We start from the raw sequence: 17,239 nt of genomic DNA on the forward strand, positions 1-17,239 counted from the left end.
ATTACCGGATTACCTCCTCGTATTCTTAAAAAAGAATAACGAGACTGAACCATTTGTCATGACTGCTGGTTAACAAAATTGTTAAACAAATATGACAAGTGACATCTACGCAGGAAACGGAACAAGTAATTAAGGACACCGCCAGAGAGATCTTTTTCCAAAAGGGCCGTTTAAAGGCGACTACGCAGGAAATTGCGGATGAAGCGGGGGTCAATCGTGCCCTGATTCACTATTACTTCCGAAGTCGTGAGCAGCTTTTGCAAACGGTATTTGAGGAGGCGGTCAGTGAGACGCGGACAAAGATCTCCGACATCTTCAAGTCGAAGGATCCTTTTAAAAAGAAGATCAGCCAATACCTGGACGTGTTTATTGACCGGAATATCCGGTATCCATACATGCAGAATTTTATTATTTCGGAGATCAACACGAATCCGGAAAAAGAAAAGGAATACCTGAAGAAGAAGCGCCAGAATCTTTGTGAAACAATTTTTCCTCAACTCGAAGATGAGATCAGTAAGGGTACCATTGACCCGATCAAGCCGGAGCACTTCATGGCTAATCTGATGTCCATGTGTAGCTATCCTCTGGTAGCCAAGCCGATCCTGCAAGGTATGTTTGATCTTGATGAAAATGAATACAAGACTTTCTTGAAAGAACGAAAGAAAGTTATCTATAAAAGCCTCTTCAATGAGGAAGCAGATTTTTAATCACCCATTTCCCAATCCCTTTTATTAATGAATAATTTCTACAGAATGTTGTACGTACGATGGAGATCAGGCCTGGCGGGTCTCATAATTTTAATTTTGCCCCTGAGTTTGTTGGGTCAGGAAACTAAACCTGACAGTGTGCTTCAGGTTGCTACCCTTGAAAATGTAGTGAGCTATGCGATAACTCACCAACCACTCATCCAGCAATCACTGGTTGATCAGGAGATAACCGAGTCGACAATCAAGACGAAGCTTGCCGACTGGTATCCACAGATCAATTTCAATTACAATCTGGTTCATAACTTTGAGATTCAACCCAATTACTTTCAGGGGAATATTACCCGTTTTGGTATTGGCAATACATCCCTTGCACAGTTTGCACTAACGCAGAACATCTTCAACCGTGATGTGTTGCTTGCAAGCAAGACTGCATCGGAAGTCAGGATCCAGTCGTTGCAGAAAACAAGCAGCAGCAAGATCGATGTAGCGGTAAATGTTACGAAAGCGTTTTACGATGTGCTGGCAACTTCACAACAGATAAAACTTGGCAAAGGTGATATCGTTCGTTTAGGCCAAAGCTTAAAAACTGCAAAGGATCAGTATTCTGCCGGGATCACTGACAAGACTGATTTCAAACGGGCGACCATTGCCTTGAACAATACACAGGCAACTCTCAAGAGCAACATGGAATTGCTGAAATACAAAATGCAGAATCTGAAAGTCCTTATGGGTTATACTTATGCTGATGATTTTGAAATTGTCTATGACACGCTCCAGATGGAGAATGAGATCGATCTTGACACACTTCAAACACTGGACTACACCAACCGCATTGATTATAAATTACTGACGACGCAGCAAAAGCTTCAGAACTTCAATTTGAAGTATAGCAAGTGGAGCTTTCTTCCAACAGTTGCTTTATCCGGAGCTTACAATTTCTATTATCTCAGTCCTGAATTCAGTCTGAACGAGATTTATAAGACCAACACTCCTTATTCCAATGCTATATTAACCATTGGCGTCCCAATCTTTCAGGGCGGAAAGCGGACAGCTAACATCAAGATCCAGAAATGGAATGCCAAAAGACTTGACTGGGATCTTACCAATCTCAAGAACAATTCCAATGCGGAATACATCCGTGCTATGGCATCCTATAAGAGCAGCCTTGCCACCTACATGTCTTTGCGTGAAAATGTAGTGCTGGCAAAAGAAGTGTATGATATCATTCAGCTCCAGTACAAGACAGGTATTAAAACCTATCTCGAAGTAATTACTGCGGAAACAGATTTGCGCAATGCGCGCATTAACTATTTCAACTCACTTTACCAGGTGCTGGCCAGCAAAATTGATGTTCAGAAGTCTCTTGGTCAAATCAATTATTAATCCAAACATCCCAACCAATATGCTATTAAGATCTATACCAAATATTTTCTCCATACTCTTTATTGTCATGGTGTTCTCATGCACCCCAAAAGGTCAGCAGCCGCAGAAGCCGGGACCTGTCAACGTCACTGTTCAGAAAATTTCTGAAAAGGATGCTGTGTATTATGATGAGTATCCTGCCACTGTCATTGCCCTTAACCAGGTAGAACTTCGTCCTCAGGTGAATGGCTACATCACGGCTGTTCATTTTAAGGAAGGCGATCGTGTGAAAAAAGGACAGAAGCTGTACTCCATTGATCAGCAACAATATGAAGCGGCCTATCAGCAGTCTGTTGCAAATCAGGCAGTACAAGAAGCTAATCTTGTGAAGGCACAAAAGGATGTTGAGCGCTACCGTGAGCTGAACAAGCACGACGCTGTTGCAAAACAACTCGTTGATAATGCTGAGGCTAATTACGAAGCAGCAAAAAGAACGCTGGAAGCCAGCAAAGCTTCTGTGAAAAGTGTGCAGACCAATGTCCGCTACACCAGCATCACTGCTCCTTTTGATGGAACAATCGGAATCTCTCAAGTGAGATTGGGAACAGCAGTGTCAGCGGGGCAAACCATTCTGAATACTGTTTCTTCCGATAATCCGATTGCGGCTGATCTTTCAATTGACCAGAAAGAGATATATCGTTTTGTACAGTTCCAGGGAGTTAAAAGTTCAAAGACTGATTCAACTTTCAGGCTGGCGTTTAATGGAATTATTTATCCTCATCCTGGCAAGATCAGTCTCATTGATCGTGCTGTGAATGCACAGACAGGAACTATAATTGTTCGTCTTGAATTTTCAAATCCAGAAAATAATTTGCGTGCTGGAATGAGTGGTACCGTTCGTGTATTGAATGATGCTTCAAAGAAATCAATTCTCGTTCCATTTAAGGCGATCACTGAACAATTGGGAGAGTACTTTGTGTACGTTGTAAAGACCGATAGCAACAAAGTAACTCAGCAGCGTGTCATCATTGGCAAGCAGGTTGCCCGTGACGTCGTCATCCTGAAAGGACTTAATGACGGAGAGACAATCGTTGTTGAAGGAGTTCAGAATTTAAAAGAAGGTTCTGCCATTGCTGTCAAGAACGGCAATGAAACAGCGAAGAACCCAACAAAATAATCAAGCAGCATGATATCAGATGTATTTATAAAACGGCCTGTAACGGCCATCGTAATCTCAGTCGTCATTGTTCTAGTGGGTATCATCGCCATGACGACATTGCCGGTATCTCAGTATCCCGACATTACTCCACCAACCGTAAGCATTTCGGGGATATTCACAGGTGCGGATGCTCAGACCGTTGAGCAAACAACGACCACAGCAATTGAAACACAGGTTAATGGTGTTCCTGGTATGTCATATATGTCCAGCAACAGCACAAGCAGTGGACAAAGCAATATCACAGTAACATTTGATATCGGCACGGACATCAACATCGCTACACTGGACGTTCAGAATCGCGTAAGTGTTGCAGAGCCTGCATTGCCGGATGGTGTGAAGAGACTTGGATTGACTACCCGTAAGCGTAATCCCAGTGTGATGATTGCCCTCGCGGTATATTCTCCAAAAGGAACGCATGATCCGCGCTTCATCGGAAACTATACCAACATTTATATCAAGGATGCCTTGCAGCGTGTAAAAGGAGTGGGTGACATTCTTTCCCGTGGAGCTGATTTCGGAATGCGCATCTGGATCAATCCGGAGAAACTATCCTCTCTCGGAATTTCAACAGCAGAGATCCTTGCGGCATTGGCCGAACAGAATCTCCAGGTGGCTGCCGGAACGGTGGGTGGAACTCCACAACAGAATGTTCAGAGCTTTGAGTATTCTGTTCTTTCCAACAGCAGAATCAATTCCAAGGAGCAATTTGAAAATGTGATTGTGCGTACTGCACCACTCTCTGGAAGTATTGTTTATCTGAAAGATGTTGCACGCATTGAGTTGGGAGTTTTTGATTATGCGGCCACTACCTCTTTTGTGCAGGGAAGTCCGGCGGCGTTTCTTCTGATCTACCAGGCACCGGGTGCCAATGCATTGGAAACGTATGATGCTGTTATGGCAACCCTGACAGAGTTAAAAAAATCTTTTCCAAAAGATCTTGACTTTGGTGTTCCACTGGAAACAGCAAGCGTTGTAAAAGTTTCCATCAAGGAAGTTGTTAAAACACTTTTGGAGGCATTGATCCTCGTGATCATTGTAGTATTTCTTTTCCTGCAGAACTGGAGGGCAACCCTCATCCCGGTTCTCGCAATTCCTGTTTCACTCGTAGGAACCTTCATATTCTTCATACCATTTGATTTTACAATCAACACGCTCACCATGTTTGCGTTCGTGCTCGCCATCGGTATCGTGGTGGATGATGCCATCGTTGTGGTGGAGGCTGTTCAGCATAACATTGATCATGATAAACTTTCGCCAAAAGAAGCCACAGAGAAAGCGATGAAGGAAATCACAGGACCTGTTATTGCTATCGCATTGATTCTCGCAGCGGTGTTTGTGCCAGTTGGGTTTGTTCCCGGAATTGTAGGGAAACTCTATCAGCAGTTTGCCATTACCATTGCTGTATCTGTCATGATCTCAGCTTTTGTAGCACTTTCCTTAACGCCAGCTTTGTGTACCATCATGCTGAAGCCTTCCAAAGACAAGGATGCACGCAAAAACTTCCTGGAGAAATTCTTTGCCCGATTCAATACCTGGTTTGAGAAAGTTACAAACGGATATACTCACTATGTTTCCAAATGGATCAAAGCATCCAGGTTGGTGTTGGTCATGCTCGTATGTGTGTTTATTGGATTGTTTTTTATGTTCAAGGCAAAGCCATCAGGTTTCATTCCTACAGAGGATGAAGGAAGATTATTCGTTACCTATGAAATGCCGGAAGCTACTTCTACCACGCGAAGCACGGTCTTGTTAAAAGATATCATGGCAAGAGTTCAGGCAATACCGGCCGTTCGGCTGGTGGGAGGTATCGCAGGGTTGAATATTGTGAGTCAATCCAACAAGTCAAACGTTGGTACCATCTTCGTGAATCTTAAGCATTGGGATTTGCGCACCAGCAAAGAGCAGCAGGTTCAGGCTGTCGCTGCAGAAATTTTCAAGCGAACTGCGGACATAAAAGAGGCACGCGTACTTGCCATCACTCCACCTGCAATTCCTGGTCTTGGTCAGACAGCAGGTTTTACATTTGAATTGCAACAAACCACCAGCACAGATAATATTCAGCAGTTTGAAAAAGTTGCCAGAAACTTTCTTGCGGAGCTGAATGCCCGTCCTGAAATAGGACTTGCTTTCACTTTCTTCACAGCACGCACACCGAGTTATCAGGTGGATGTGGATCGTGAAAAAGTTAAGAAGCTGGGAATCTCTGTTTCTGATGTTTATGGAACACTCGGCACGTTGCTCGGAAGCAGCTATATAAATGATTTTAATATTTATGGAAGAAATTTCCGAGTGATGGCGCAGGCTGATACAATGTATCGCTCATCCATAACGGATCTGAGCAGGTATTTTGTTCGCAACAATACAGGAGGAATGGTTCCGTTGAGTTCATTGGTTACAACTAAGATCGTTGAGAACCCATCACTGGTATCGCATTTTAATATTTATAGGTCTGTTGAGATCAATGGAAGTCCCAAGCCAGGCTTCAGTAGTGGTCAGGCTCTGGATGCTTTGAAAGAAGTAGCGGCTAAATCATTGCCTGCCGGTTACGGTTATGAGTTCGGTGGAATCAGTCGCGAGGAAGTGAAGGCGGGCAATACCATCCTTCTGATTTTTGCGATCTCCATTGTATTTGTATTTCTCTTTCTGGCAGCGTTGTATGAAAGCTGGTCCGTTCCATTCTCGGTATTATTTGCAGTTCCGATCGGTGCTTTTGGTTCAATCCTTACGCTGACATTGCTTCCGAGCCTTTCCAATAACATCTATGCGCAGATCGGTTTGATCACGTTGATCGGATTGGCGGCAAAGAATGCTATCCTGATCGTTGAGTTTGCGAAAGAGCGCGTGGATGCAGGAATGGAAATTGTGAAGGCAACACTCGAGGCGGTTCAGCTTCGTCTTCGTCCGATCATCATGACTTCGCTGGCATTTATTCTGGGTGTATTGCCGTTGGCATTTTCATCCGGTGCGGGTGCTGAAGCAAGAAAGACAATAGGCTGGACAGTGGCGGGAGGAATGATCGCGGCAAGCTCACTGGCAATCTTCGTGGTACCGGTGCTGTACGTGCTGATCACCAAATTCGCAAACCGGAAGACAAGTTTATCATAGAATAAGGTGTTAAGGTGCTTGAGTGTTTGCGCTGTGGCGTAAATATTCAAGCACTTTTTTTATGGAATTGTGTGAGGCGTGCATCTTATTATAAATGCCTCTACCATGAAAAACGAGCTGATTCTCTCTATTGCGAAACCTTGCCACGAAGAATACTCTAAGTTTACGCCTACTAAAAAAGGAGGCTTTTGTTCTTCCTGCCAGAAAGAAGTGATCGACTTTACCTACTGGAGCGAAGAGGAGATCAAGCAATACTTTATTAATGGTGCAGCAACCTGCGGTAGATTCAGAGCGAATCAGCTGAAGGGATATTCATTGTCTCCGGAAAAGAAAAGACAGCATTGGCTATCGCTTGTTCTGATCAGTATTTTGATTCTCTTTTCAACCCGTCAGACGTACGCTCAAAATGAAAAGAAGGCAGTTAGTACAGAACAAAGAATTGGCGATGGTATTGTGAAAGGCGAAGTAGCATCCATTCCAGCAGTGCGTACCATTTCAGGTGTTATCATCAACCAGGAAGATAGCCTGCCATTGCCGGGAATAAACATTGTTCATAAGAGAACCGGAAATGCTGTTGTATCAGATGTGAACGGTAAGTACTCCATTACGATTAAGAACCCGGCTAAAGAGGATTCTTTAATCGTTAGTTTCATTGGCCTTAAAACGCAGACGATTGTTATCGGCACCGGATTAGTGATCAATGTGAATATGGCAATAGACGAAATTAGCCTTGGAGAAATTGTGATTGCAGGAGGAGTATGCATTAAAAGATCTCTTTGGTGGAAAATCAGGCACCTTCGATTCAGAGGTTGAGGGTATCGGGGTTGAAAAAAATTCATATCTTTCTTTTAATCCACCCCTTATGAAACCTGAAACACGCGCTCTTGTTTTCAACATCCTCAGTCTGCTCTGTGGAATTTGGTTCGCACTCACCAGCTGGTTCTGGGCCTATATCGCCAATGTCTTTATCTCCTTTCCAGTAGGTATCCTGGGATTTATTTTTTGGGTCATCGGAAGAAACATCGGCCCGCCTACAAAACTGAATAAGGCGTCCATCATCGTTCACATTCTAGGTGTGGCCTCTGCGGTCATTTCCTTTCTTATATTTTTTGTCGTGAAGAGCTAGATTATTTTTTCATCAACTCTATAGCTTATTATTAATGTCGAAGACAAAACTCTACAATACGATCAGTCTCATTTTTGGAATTATATTTCTGCTAACAAGCTATTTGTGGCAGTGGAAATTGAATTTGATGGTTTCCTATCCGGCAGGAATTATAGGAATTATCTTTTTAATACTGGGAAGAAATGCAGATCCCTTACGTCGGTTGAACAGAGGATCTTTGATCGTCCACCTCATAGGTGTGCTATGGGTCATTACACTTGTTGTGGTGCTGACCTATAAAAATTTAAGAAGTTAGAGAGTAATCTTAACTGGAAGCAGCAGCAACATCTACAATCAGCTTTACTGTTTTTGTAAAACCATCCACTGTCGCGGGCTTTGTTAAAAACTGATCAGCACCCAGCTCTATGCATAAATCCCTTTCAGTTTGAGAAGAGGCGGTTGTAAGAACTGCCACGGGAATGCCCTTGAATTTGTCCGAAGATTTTAAAAGTTTGAGAACCTCCCGGCCGTGGAGCTTGGGAATGTTAAGATCCAGGAGAATAATATTGGGGAAATTTTTACACACTTCGAGGTAAGGGAGGACTGTGTTTCCTTCTCCTAAAACATGCAAATTATATTGAATATTCGCGTTTTTCAGAGCTTCCTGAAGTAATTCCACGTCATCCGGATCGTCTTCGATAAGAAGGATTGATAATTGATTCATAGGCCTCCAAAGATAAAAACAAATTCCCCTAATGCTCATCAAGACCCTAAAAAAGGAAGAGAAGAAAACTGCACTGAATTTAAACCGGTACGTGATAGGAATCGGCGCGTCAGCGGGTGGATTAGAAGCAATTCACGATCTGTTCGACTACATGCCCAAGAATACCGGATTTTCATTTGTCGTCATTCAACACCTGTCTCCTGACTATAAAAGTCTGATGGCTGAATTGCTATCTCGTCATACACAGATGAAAGTATATGAGGCGGAGGATGCAATGGAAGTAGAGCCTGACTGTATTTATGTCATTCCCAGCAAAAAGTTAATGACGATCAAGCAGGGACGCATCAAGTTGGTAGAAAAAATAAAAGATAAGCTTCCGAATAACGCTATCGATGTATTCCTTGAATCCCTCGCAAAAGAATGTAAGTCGAATGCCATAGGAATTATTTTATCCGGCACAGGTACGGATGGAAGCAAGGGAATCAAAGAGATAAAGAAAGAGGGAGGAATTGTGATTGTTCAGGATCCTCTCACTGCAAGTTTTGATGGAATGCCGCTTAGTGCAGTGGACACAGGCTGTGCAGATCTCATCCTTCCCCCGGAGATCATTGGAGAAGAGATCGCAAATTATCTTAACGAACTTCCCCTGATCAAATCTTTTTATCCTTTTGGTAAAAAAGATGAGGAAACTCTTCGGGAGATACTTGATTTGCTCAATCGGGTTACGAGAAGAGATTTTACTCACTATAAAAGACCTACTCTCTTCAGGCGTCTGGCCAAGAGAATGTCAGAAGTAGGAATCAAGTCTATCAATGATTATAAAAATCATCTTGTCTCTGATGAAGAAGAGGTCAAGAACCTTAGTAAAGAATTTCTCATCAATGTTACCAAGTTCTTCCGCGATGCAGAGGCATTTGAAGTACTGAGAACGGAAGTCATACCAAGAATTATTGATGAACATAAGAAGGAAGAAGCTATAAAAGTCTGGGTGGTGGCCTGTAGTACGGGTGAGGAGGCATATTCCATTGCCATGCTTTTCCTTGAATATTTTGAGAACCATAACATTGAGCCCAAAAATTTAAAAGTATTTGCAACCGACATTGATACTGATGCTCTGGAAGTCGCATCCAGGGGCGTGTACAGTGATGCAATTGCCAAAGATGTTTCTCAAAGTCGCCTTCAGAAGTATTTTGTACAAGAGGGAAATAGATTCCGGGTAACCGCAGATATCAGAAAGCATGTTGTTTTTGCCAATCATGACATTCTGAAAGATCCTCCTTTCAGTCACTTGAATCTGATCACATGCCGCAACATGTTTATCTATGTTAATCCCACCCTGCAGCAGAAAATATTAAGAAAGTTTCATTTTGCTCTTGGCTCGAACAGCTTTCTTATGATGGGCCCCAGTGAGAACATCGACATTATCAAGGACTACATGCAGGAGATCAACCGTAAATGGAAGATCTACCGGTGTACCATAAAGGCGAAGGTGATCGAGAATGATACGCTCATCATGCCGTTGGATAAAAACATGGTTTATCCAAATGGTAAGTCGAACTACAGGAACCTCAACAACAATCTTGCGGAAATATTTAAGGATACTCTTCTTGAATCAAACAAAATTGCTGCGCTGTTTATTGATAAAGACTTTACCCTTAAGCAGGCGATTGGTGCATACAAGAGCTTTATCCAATTCCCTGACAATGCTTTTAATTTCAATTTGCTTAAGATGGTATCCGGTGATCTCTCCGTAGCACTGGGTGTGGCAGTAAGGAAAGCCATTGTTCAAAATGAAAAGATTGTAATGAATGGTGTGCAGCTGCATGAATCCGGCTCCATCCGTCGGGTGAGTGTTTTAGTAAAGCCTTATCTCAACTCGAATGAGTATCAGCAAGCATTTTTATGCGTTGTGCTGGAGGAGGAAGAGCCAGCTTCCAAATCTGCAAGAACGAAAACCAATTCGTCGCCGGTAACATCAGACGCCATTCTGGAGATCGAACAGGAGTTGAAAGAAACCCGTGAAAATCTTCAGGCAGTCATCGAAGAGATGGAAACTGCCAACGAAGAACTGCAGTCCAGCGCGGAGGAACTGACTTCAACGAATGAAGAACTTCAAAGCACAAATGAAGAGTTACAGTCTCTTAATGAAGAACTGCATACGGTAAGCGGAGAGCACCAGCTCAAGATCAAGGAACTGCATGAACTTAACGATGACCTGAATAACTATTTCAATAATTCAAGCATTGGTCATATTGTTGTTGATGACAAGCTTATCATCCGCAAGTTTAGTCCTTCGGCTACCACGATGATCAACCTGATTGGTTCAGACATTGGAAGATCTATCGTACACATCACAACTAACATCAAAGACTTCAATCTTGTGGATGCTATAAAAAGAGTGATCAAGACGGACGTGCCATTTGATAAGGAAATCATGCTTCAGGAGCACAAATATTATCTGATGCGCATTGCTCCGTATGTTAAACGGGATCAGGTGTCAGAAGGTGTTGTTATCAACATCACCGATATTTCTGAATCGAAAAGACTTTCCAGCATTGTGGATGGGATCTTTGTAACATCCAATAGCGGGATTACGGCACAGAAAACGATGCGGGATAAGGATAACAAGATCATCGATTTTCAATACCTGGCTGCCAATGTTGCTGCGGAACAGTTTTTCGGAATGTCACGATTTGATATCCCTGGAAAAAGTTTCCTTAAAATATTCCCCCATCATGCTTCGGAGTTATTTGAAAGATTAAAGGAAGTGGTGGAAACCGGTGTGGAGGAGAATGATGAGTTTCATCATGAATCAACAGGGCGTTGGTATAAGCTGAATGCTGCCAAGATGCTCGATGGTCTTGTCATCACGCATACCGATATCACTGAACAAAAACAGGCTTCAGAAATTATCGCTCACAATTACGAAGAGCTTGAAAGTACTTCGCGACAGCTGAAAGATTCCAATACGCAGCTGGAGCGATCCAATCTTGACCTGCTGCAGTTTGCATCTGTGGCGTCACACGATCTGAAAGAACCTTTGCGAAAGGTTCAGGCTTTTGGAAACATTCTCCGATCCCGCATTCTGCCAAAACTTGATCCGGAAGAAACAAATTATTTTGACAGGATGATCAACGCATCCGGCAGAATGCAAACGTTGATTGAAGACGTATTGTCGCTGTCTAAGTTATCTGACAATAGTGCAAAGAAGGCGAGTGTAGACATCGCAGAAGTTACAAAGGCTATTCTTGATGATCTTGAAATAATGATTCGGGATAAAAATGCCAGTGTTGAAGTAGGTCCACTGCCGGTAGTTCAGGCGGTACGCTGGCAGATGCAGCAACTGTTTCAGAATCTTATAAGCAATGCCTTAAAATTCAGCAGCACAGATTCCAAAAAACCGAGGATCGAGATCAAAGAAGTGCCGGTAACGGAAGAGGACGAAAATATTCTGGGTATTTCTAAAAAGGAGATGGTCTGTATCTGTGTCAGGGATAATGGTATCGGCTTTGAAGAAGAGTACAGCGACAAGATCTTTGGATTATTTCAACGGCTACATGGACGCAAGTATGAGGGTACCGGTATAGGTCTTGCCATCGCGAAGAAGATCGTTGAAAACCATAATGGTTTCATCAGAGTTACTTCGGAACTGGAGAAAGGCGCAAGGTTCTTTGTTTACTTACCGGCAAAATAAACCTTACCACTCAAAATAGCGATTGTATTTTGATCGGGTAGTGATACCGACAGGGCCATCGTGAATGCCGCCTATATTTCCCATGTCCTCCACCAGGACTTCAATCGTATTAACGCCTCCTTTTTTCAGAAGATCAGGAGGTATGAGGTACACTCTTCGTTTATCAAACGATCCACTCTCACCATAAGGTCTGTGATCATTGGTGGTTCCAATGAATACACCATTGAAGTATGTTTTATCAAAGTCATCGATCTTGCCCAGAATCAGAACCAGCGGTTCGTCAGGAAGAACAGCAGGAAGTGTAAAAGTTTTTTTATACCAGGCGAAACCATCATAGCGTGCATAGCCCTGCTGATCCCATTCCTGCGGAACCATCAGCTTGTCCCAGGTAGCATCTTTCTTTATCGGCTCGCCGGAAGGGCTTGTTGCAAAAGACCAGATTCCCTGAAGATCTACCAGCAAAGACTTAGTGCTCTCTCCTCGGAAGATGCCAATGTCACCTTCAATGATCCCGCCGCCGTGGACCACATCGAAAATGCGGATGGCGATCACGTTTTCTCCATTGAAGTTGATGGCGTCTGAAGGCAATACGTATTTCCGTTCGGTGTTATAAGCAGTTTTGAATTTCGGAGGCATGGATCCTGAGAATCCTACAAGCTTTCCATTCAGATAGACTTCATCGCAATCATCGATGAACCCAAGACCTAAATAATAGTTGTCAGCCTTGTCGAGCTTTCTGCCGTCAAATTTTTTACGATACCATGCAAAGCCGTCGTAACCGTTGAATCCTTCTTCTTCCCAAGGGGATGGAACATGAATGGTTCCCCATTTGGAATCATCAAAGTCGGCAACCGACCAGAATGATTTATCATCAACGTGAAATTTCCATTCGCCTTCCAGATTGATCACCTGGGAATGCGACTGGTTTGAGATAAAGATTAAACCGAGAAAAAGGGATCCGAGAAACTTCACGCTTAGAAATTTAAATAAAAGTACAAATGTTTGAAGAAAGGTGAATGATGACCAAACCATCCACCCTCTTCAAACTAACACAGCTAGTTTAAACCCAAACTAGTGTTGGAGGCAACCAATTGATGGTTATAAGTTGTTTTTTCCAAAAGGGGAACAAAGCCTTTTCCGTCGTTGGATTCCACCAGACGATAGGTTACAGAAAGATCTTCTGAGCTCACTTCAACCCAGAGGTCGCCGGGACTTGTTTTGCGAACATCATATTTCTTTGAGAAGCCATTCTGGAAAGTTCCGGACTTGATCTTATCAGTAACGATCGGTCCGTCAGCGTTGAAGAATTTAACTTCTACTGCTTCGTTGTTATTATAAGCGTACAATACTTTCAGAATTCCTTTTTGTACGGTAGGAAGAATTTTAATGGCTGGTTCATCAATTGTTTGTGCAAACGTATTGATGATTGGTGAGCTAAGGATGATGAACAATCCTGCGGTGATAATTGCTTTTGCTTTCATGGCATTTGTGTTTTTAAAACTGTAATAATGTTTACAGTTCAAATAACGCGAAGCCCTTAACCTAAGATGTCATGCATGAGTAAAGGTTTGTAACAAGATGTCATAAGAAAAAGAGAAGACAGATTATTGAAAAGGAGAGTGAATGGAGAGAAGATGATTGTGTTTTGGTTAAATAATTTATCCAGGCCTTTCTGCCGTCCTGTCATCACCTCCTTAAATCTTGAGGCTCATATTTGGTCGGGTAACTGAATCTTAAAGAATCCTCCCATTGAGTCAGAAAGTGGCTTTTTGAGACCTTAAGCCCATCTTTTCCAGTGCTTCGCCTGTCTTTTCCCAATCTCTTCCCGGAGTCTTATCGGATAAAAGAGGGGGGTGACCGTGGAGTGACCGTGGGGTGACCGTGGGTCGACCGTGCTTTTGACTGATTTTCTTTGAATTGATGCTGGAAACGGTGGTGCACGCTCAAAAAAGTGTGCAACTGAGCAAATTATTAGGTTTTTAACTTTTCTAATTTGCTCTTATAATGAGATCGGGATGTCAAAATGTCCCGTTACTATTCTATAGTGATGAGGCATAACGAAAAAGAATATTGGCTGGTTCGATAAAGTAAAAAGAAGTTTTAGGATCAGATCACCATCTTATAACCTTCGCCATGAACGGTAAGAATGATCCTTGGCGCATTCGGATTGGCTTCCACTTTTTGCCGAAGTCTCACGATAAAATTATCTACAGTACGTGTTGAGATCTGTTCTTCATAACCCCAAACGTTTTCCAGAAGATCGTAACGACTTACTACACGATTTCGGTTCGCATGAAGATAGGAGAGGATCTCGAATTCCTTGTGAGATAATTTTACTTCTTCATCGTTCTCTTTTGATTGGAAAGCGGCGAAGTCAAGTTTCAATCTTCCGATCTCAATGATGACCTGCTCTTTACCAATGATATCTTTGCTTCTTCTTAAGATCGCTTTGACTCTTGCCAGCAGCTCGCGAACGCTGAACGGCTTCGTGATATAATCATCAGCACCTAATTCGAGCCCAATGATCTTATCGATCTCTTCACCTTTTGCAGTCAATAATATAATTGGCGTATGTATGCCTGCTGTTCGTGCTGATTTGCAAACATCGAAACCCGATATCTTCGGCAGCATCACATCGAGCAAAACAAGATCGTATTGTCCTGTCTTCAGTTTTCTAAGACCTGTTTCTCCGTCGCCGGCAAGTTCCACCGCATAGCCTTCAAGCTCAAGATTATCCTTTAAGCCTAATTGCATCGCCGGTTCGTCTTCAATGATCAGTATGCTTGCCATGTTATTACGATTTTGTTTCTAACGGAAAGTATGCCGTGAATGACGAGCCTTTCCCTGATTTGCTGGATACTGTAATTCTTCCTTTCTGCGCTTCCATCAGTTGCTTCACCAATGAAAGTCCCAGTCCTGTGCCTTTACTCTTTGCCAGATCGCCACTGGATACGCGATAGAACTTATTGAAGATAAGCTTCTGGTCCTGGCTGCTGATCCCAACACCATAGTCTTTTACGGTTACGAAGCCTTCATTATTCTCTGAGCCTGTCTCTATCTCGATGCGTTTCTTATCACTACTATATTTAATTGCATTGTCCAGCAGATTGATCAGCACTTCTATTAAAGCTTCTTTATCTGCCAGCACACGGATATCACCACTTTCCTTAAAGGTGTATTCAAAGCCTTTATTGGTGAGATGAAAGTCATACGTGTTAAGAACATCTTTTATTTCAGTTCCAAGCACCAGCACTTCGGGGTGCAGTGTTTTCTTATTCGCTTCCGTCTGACTGAAATTCAGGATCTTGTTGACAATGGACGAAAGCCTGTGCGTTTCCTTGCTGATGATGCCGTAATACTCTTTCTTTTTTTCTTCTGTGGGGACCCGGCCCATCTCAAGTGTTTCTGCAAACATGCTGATCAGCGCAAGCGGAGTGCGTATCTCGTGTGAAACGTTTGAAACAAAATCTGCCTTGTTCTGGGCAAGCTGCACTTCCTTCTTTACGTTTCTGAAAACGAGGAAGACGGCAATGATCAGGATCACATCCAATGACAGGAGCATGATAATGTTGTTGCTGGTTCTTTCATTGATCAGCACCTGTAATGAGGATCCTTTCGTGCGGATGCCAATAGCATAGTCGGGAAAGAGCCAGAAATTCTTGGTGAGTCCTTCCATTTTTGCCGAGACACTGTCGGCTGAAAGTGTTGAATAGATGGGTGGTTTATGCCTGCTGTCAAATACCGAAAGGATAAACTGATCTTTGGCAATCTTCTGAAGGCGTGGCCCGACGAGGTCCTGAATGAACACTCCCGGATTAAGGAGTAGTCCCACAACACGGAACCCGTTCTTATTCTCAATAACAAAGATCATGCATTGCAGATCCTCCGTATCGCTCCAGGAATGCGGAAGTGCTACAATTTTTTGAAACCCACTCATCTTGTACTGCTTCAGCTCCTGGATAAGTTTGGTCCCGCCGGCAAGTGCTGACCTGATTTTGTCTTTATAGAGATCCTCAATAGAATCTGAGGAGGAGTATATTTTTTGCACCGGCAGATGATCTAATGTATCGCTTATGAATGCGCAAACAAGAGATGGATTGAGGGAAAGAAGCGCGTTGATCTTGGGGGGAATGGAATCGGAGCTCACCACGTCTTCCATAGTCGTTTCGATCCGGGTGCTCCAGCTGTTTAATATGTCGTCTGAGTATTGATTGACAGAGAAAAGGATTGCTTCCAGTTGCTTGTTGTAAATCTCCTCGATCATCTTCTCGTCCTTACTGAGCGAAGAGATCTCGTAAACTGAGAAGAACAATGCCGGCAGAAGAAATACCAGGGCAAGTATAAGGCCGATCTTACGGGTTGATTGCATCCTGATGGAAATTTAAGCTATTGAGTCCGTAATGATCTAAGTCTGGTGTGGTCTTACGATTATTCCACACAGTTGTTCCGGATAGGAGTCAAAATTAGCTTAATAAGTCCAAAGGGAATTGTAAAATATTGTCACAAAAAAACCCTGCTACTGTAAAGCGGCAGGGTTTAATGAGAGTTTAAATATCTTAATTAGAATCCGAAGGAAATTCCTGCGGTGATAGCAATGGAATTGTTATTGATTACGCCCGCTGGCTTTGTAAGATCTGAGAAGCCATGAGTATAGCGTGCATCAATGATGAAATAAGTTTCTGAAGCAATCAGGAAATTGAGTCCAGCACCACCGGTAATTCCAAGGTCAAAGCTGTTGTAAACAGAATCCCAGTTCTCCTGACTTACACGATCACCTGTTCCAACCTTATTGGTAACGCCAGTCAGGAAATTGAATGATGGTCCAAGAAAAATGTTAGGACGGAAGTTTCCTTCTTTGATCAGGAAATAACGACCAATGATCGGCACTTCAATATAATTTAAAGTTTGCTTGAGATCCAGATCAGGAACATAAGCACCTTTCTGATAGTAGAGAACTTTACCTGTTATACCGAACGTATTTTTAATACTATAGGTAAGGAATAGTCCACCCACTGCTCCTGATTTTAGATCATTGCTGCCTGCGTCACCACCATATTTGGAAAGGCTTAGCCCTACTTCAGGACCGACACTCCAGGTCTTCTCCTGAGCCTTAGCTGAAATACCTGCCAATAAAATACAGGAGAGTATGAGTGTTTTTAGAATTGAATTTTTCATGTCTGTGTGTGTTTTTTTCAGGTTGACATAAAAAATTACGCCCTTCCCGGAAGGCATTTGTAATGGTTTTCAATGATAGAGAAAGCGTGGATTGGGTAGTAAAATCCACGTCCTGAAGCATACGGTTTACCTGACATTACTTATTCTG

General features: G+C 42.8%; 14 protein-coding genes. 8 read left to right on the forward strand and 6 right to left on the reverse strand.

Annotated features, from left to right (window positions below; translation table 11 throughout):
* Positions 1-98 precede the first annotated feature (98 nt).
* The 7 genes from HOP08_12765 (at position 99) to HOP08_12795 (ending at position 7,814) form a co-directional block, all read left to right on the forward strand.
* Positions 99-707 (forward strand): TetR/AcrR family transcriptional regulator, encoded by a 609-nt coding sequence (locus HOP08_12765; GenBank protein ID NOT75791.1) that lies wholly within the window; start codon positions 99-101, stop codon positions 705-707.
* A gap of 45 nt (positions 708-752) precedes the next feature.
* Complete coding sequence (locus HOP08_12770; protein NOT75792.1) at positions 753-2,090, forward strand: TolC family protein; 1,338 nt, start codon at positions 753-755, stop codon at positions 2,088-2,090.
* A 19-nt stretch (positions 2,091-2,109) separates the two neighbouring features.
* Positions 2,110-3,246 (forward strand): efflux RND transporter periplasmic adaptor subunit, encoded by a 1,137-nt coding sequence (locus HOP08_12775; protein ID NOT75793.1) that lies wholly within the window; start codon positions 2,110-2,112, stop codon positions 3,244-3,246.
* A 9-nt stretch (positions 3,247-3,255) separates the two neighbouring features.
* Positions 3,256-6,393 (forward strand): multidrug efflux RND transporter permease subunit, encoded by a 3,138-nt coding sequence (locus tag HOP08_12780; GenBank protein NOT75794.1) that lies wholly within the window; start codon positions 3,256-3,258, stop codon positions 6,391-6,393.
* Positions 6,394-6,498: 105 nt separating this feature from the next.
* Positions 6,499-7,206: a hypothetical protein gene (locus tag HOP08_12785; GenBank protein ID NOT75795.1), complete on the forward strand. Its 708-nt coding sequence runs from the start codon at positions 6,499-6,501 to the stop codon at positions 7,204-7,206.
* Positions 7,207-7,255: 49 nt separating this feature from the next.
* Positions 7,256-7,519: a hypothetical protein gene (locus HOP08_12790; GenBank protein ID NOT75796.1), complete on the forward strand. Its 264-nt coding sequence runs from the start codon at positions 7,256-7,258 to the stop codon at positions 7,517-7,519.
* 34 nt (positions 7,520-7,553) lie between these two features.
* Positions 7,554-7,814 carry a hypothetical protein gene (locus HOP08_12795; protein NOT75797.1) on the forward strand — a complete coding sequence of 87 codons (261 nt, stop codon included), beginning with the start codon at positions 7,554-7,556 and terminating at the stop codon, positions 7,812-7,814.
* 9 nt (positions 7,815-7,823) lie between these two features.
* Here HOP08_12795 and HOP08_12800 read toward each other — a convergent pair whose 3' ends face one another.
* Entirely contained in the window at positions 7,824-8,222 is a 399-nt protein-coding gene (locus HOP08_12800) for a response regulator (protein NOT75798.1), read from the reverse strand.
* A gap of 31 nt (positions 8,223-8,253) precedes the next feature.
* On the opposite strand from HOP08_12800, the gene HOP08_12805 reads away from it, so the two are divergent.
* Complete coding sequence (locus HOP08_12805) at positions 8,254-11,916, forward strand: PAS domain-containing protein (GenBank protein ID NOT75799.1); 3,663 nt, start codon at positions 8,254-8,256, stop codon at positions 11,914-11,916.
* Positions 11,917-11,919: 3 nt separating this feature from the next.
* On the opposite strand, the gene HOP08_12810 is transcribed toward HOP08_12805, so the two are convergent.
* The 5 genes from HOP08_12810 to HOP08_12830 form a co-directional block, all read right to left on the reverse strand.
* A complete protein-coding gene (locus HOP08_12810) occupies positions 11,920-12,888 on the reverse strand; it encodes a glycoside hydrolase (protein ID NOT75800.1) in 969 nt (322 codons plus the stop codon).
* An 83-nt stretch (positions 12,889-12,971) separates the two neighbouring features.
* Complete coding sequence (locus HOP08_12815) at positions 12,972-13,397, reverse strand: hypothetical protein (GenBank protein ID NOT75801.1); 426 nt, start codon at positions 13,395-13,397, stop codon at positions 12,972-12,974.
* 625 nt (positions 13,398-14,022) lie between these two features.
* Positions 14,023-14,706: a response regulator transcription factor gene (locus HOP08_12820; protein ID NOT75802.1), complete on the reverse strand. Its 684-nt coding sequence runs from the start codon at positions 14,704-14,706 to the stop codon at positions 14,023-14,025.
* Between the two features lie 4 nt (positions 14,707-14,710).
* Entirely contained in the window at positions 14,711-16,285 is a 1,575-nt protein-coding gene (locus HOP08_12825; protein ID NOT75803.1) for a HAMP domain-containing histidine kinase, read from the reverse strand.
* Positions 16,286-16,476: 191 nt separating this feature from the next.
* Positions 16,477-17,091 (reverse strand): PorT family protein, encoded by a 615-nt coding sequence (locus tag HOP08_12830; protein NOT75804.1) that lies wholly within the window; start codon positions 17,089-17,091, stop codon positions 16,477-16,479.
* Positions 17,092-17,239: the final 148 nt, after the last annotated feature.

It is taken from the genome of Cyclobacteriaceae bacterium (assembly GCA_013141055.1).
Taxonomy (GTDB): domain Bacteria; phylum Bacteroidota; class Bacteroidia; order Cytophagales; family Cyclobacteriaceae; genus ELB16-189.

Excerpts from the sequence above, each read along its gene's own strand:
- HOP08_12770 (NOT75792.1), top strand. The coding sequence starts at position 753 with ATGTTGTACGTACGATGGAGATCAGGCCTGGCGGGTCTCATAATTTTA.
- HOP08_12775 (NOT75793.1), top strand. The coding sequence starts at position 2,110 with ATGCTATTAAGATCTATACCAAATATTTTCTCCATACTCTTTATTGTC.
- HOP08_12780 (NOT75794.1), top strand. The coding sequence starts at position 3,256 with ATGATATCAGATGTATTTATAAAACGGCCTGTAACGGCCATCGTAATC.
- HOP08_12785 (NOT75795.1), top strand. The coding sequence starts at position 6,499 with ATGAAAAACGAGCTGATTCTCTCTATTGCGAAACCTTGCCACGAAGAA.
- HOP08_12790 (NOT75796.1), top strand. The coding sequence starts at position 7,256 with ATGAAACCTGAAACACGCGCTCTTGTTTTCAACATCCTCAGTCTGCTC.
- HOP08_12795 (NOT75797.1), top strand. The coding sequence starts at position 7,554 with ATGTCGAAGACAAAACTCTACAATACGATCAGTCTCATTTTTGGAATT.
- HOP08_12800 (NOT75798.1), bottom strand. The coding sequence starts at position 8,222 with ATGAATCAATTATCAATCCTTCTTATCGAAGACGATCCGGATGACGTG.
- HOP08_12805 (NOT75799.1), top strand. The coding sequence starts at position 8,254 with ATGCTCATCAAGACCCTAAAAAAGGAAGAGAAGAAAACTGCACTGAAT.
- HOP08_12815 (NOT75801.1), bottom strand. The coding sequence starts at position 13,397 with ATGAAAGCAAAAGCAATTATCACCGCAGGATTGTTCATCATCCTTAGC.
- HOP08_12820 (NOT75802.1), bottom strand. The coding sequence starts at position 14,706 with ATGGCAAGCATACTGATCATTGAAGACGAACCGGCGATGCAATTAGGC.
- HOP08_12825 (NOT75803.1), bottom strand. The coding sequence starts at position 16,285 with ATGCAATCAACCCGTAAGATCGGCCTTATACTTGCCCTGGTATTTCTT.
- HOP08_12830 (NOT75804.1), bottom strand. The coding sequence starts at position 17,091 with ATGAAAAATTCAATTCTAAAAACACTCATACTCTCCTGTATTTTATTG.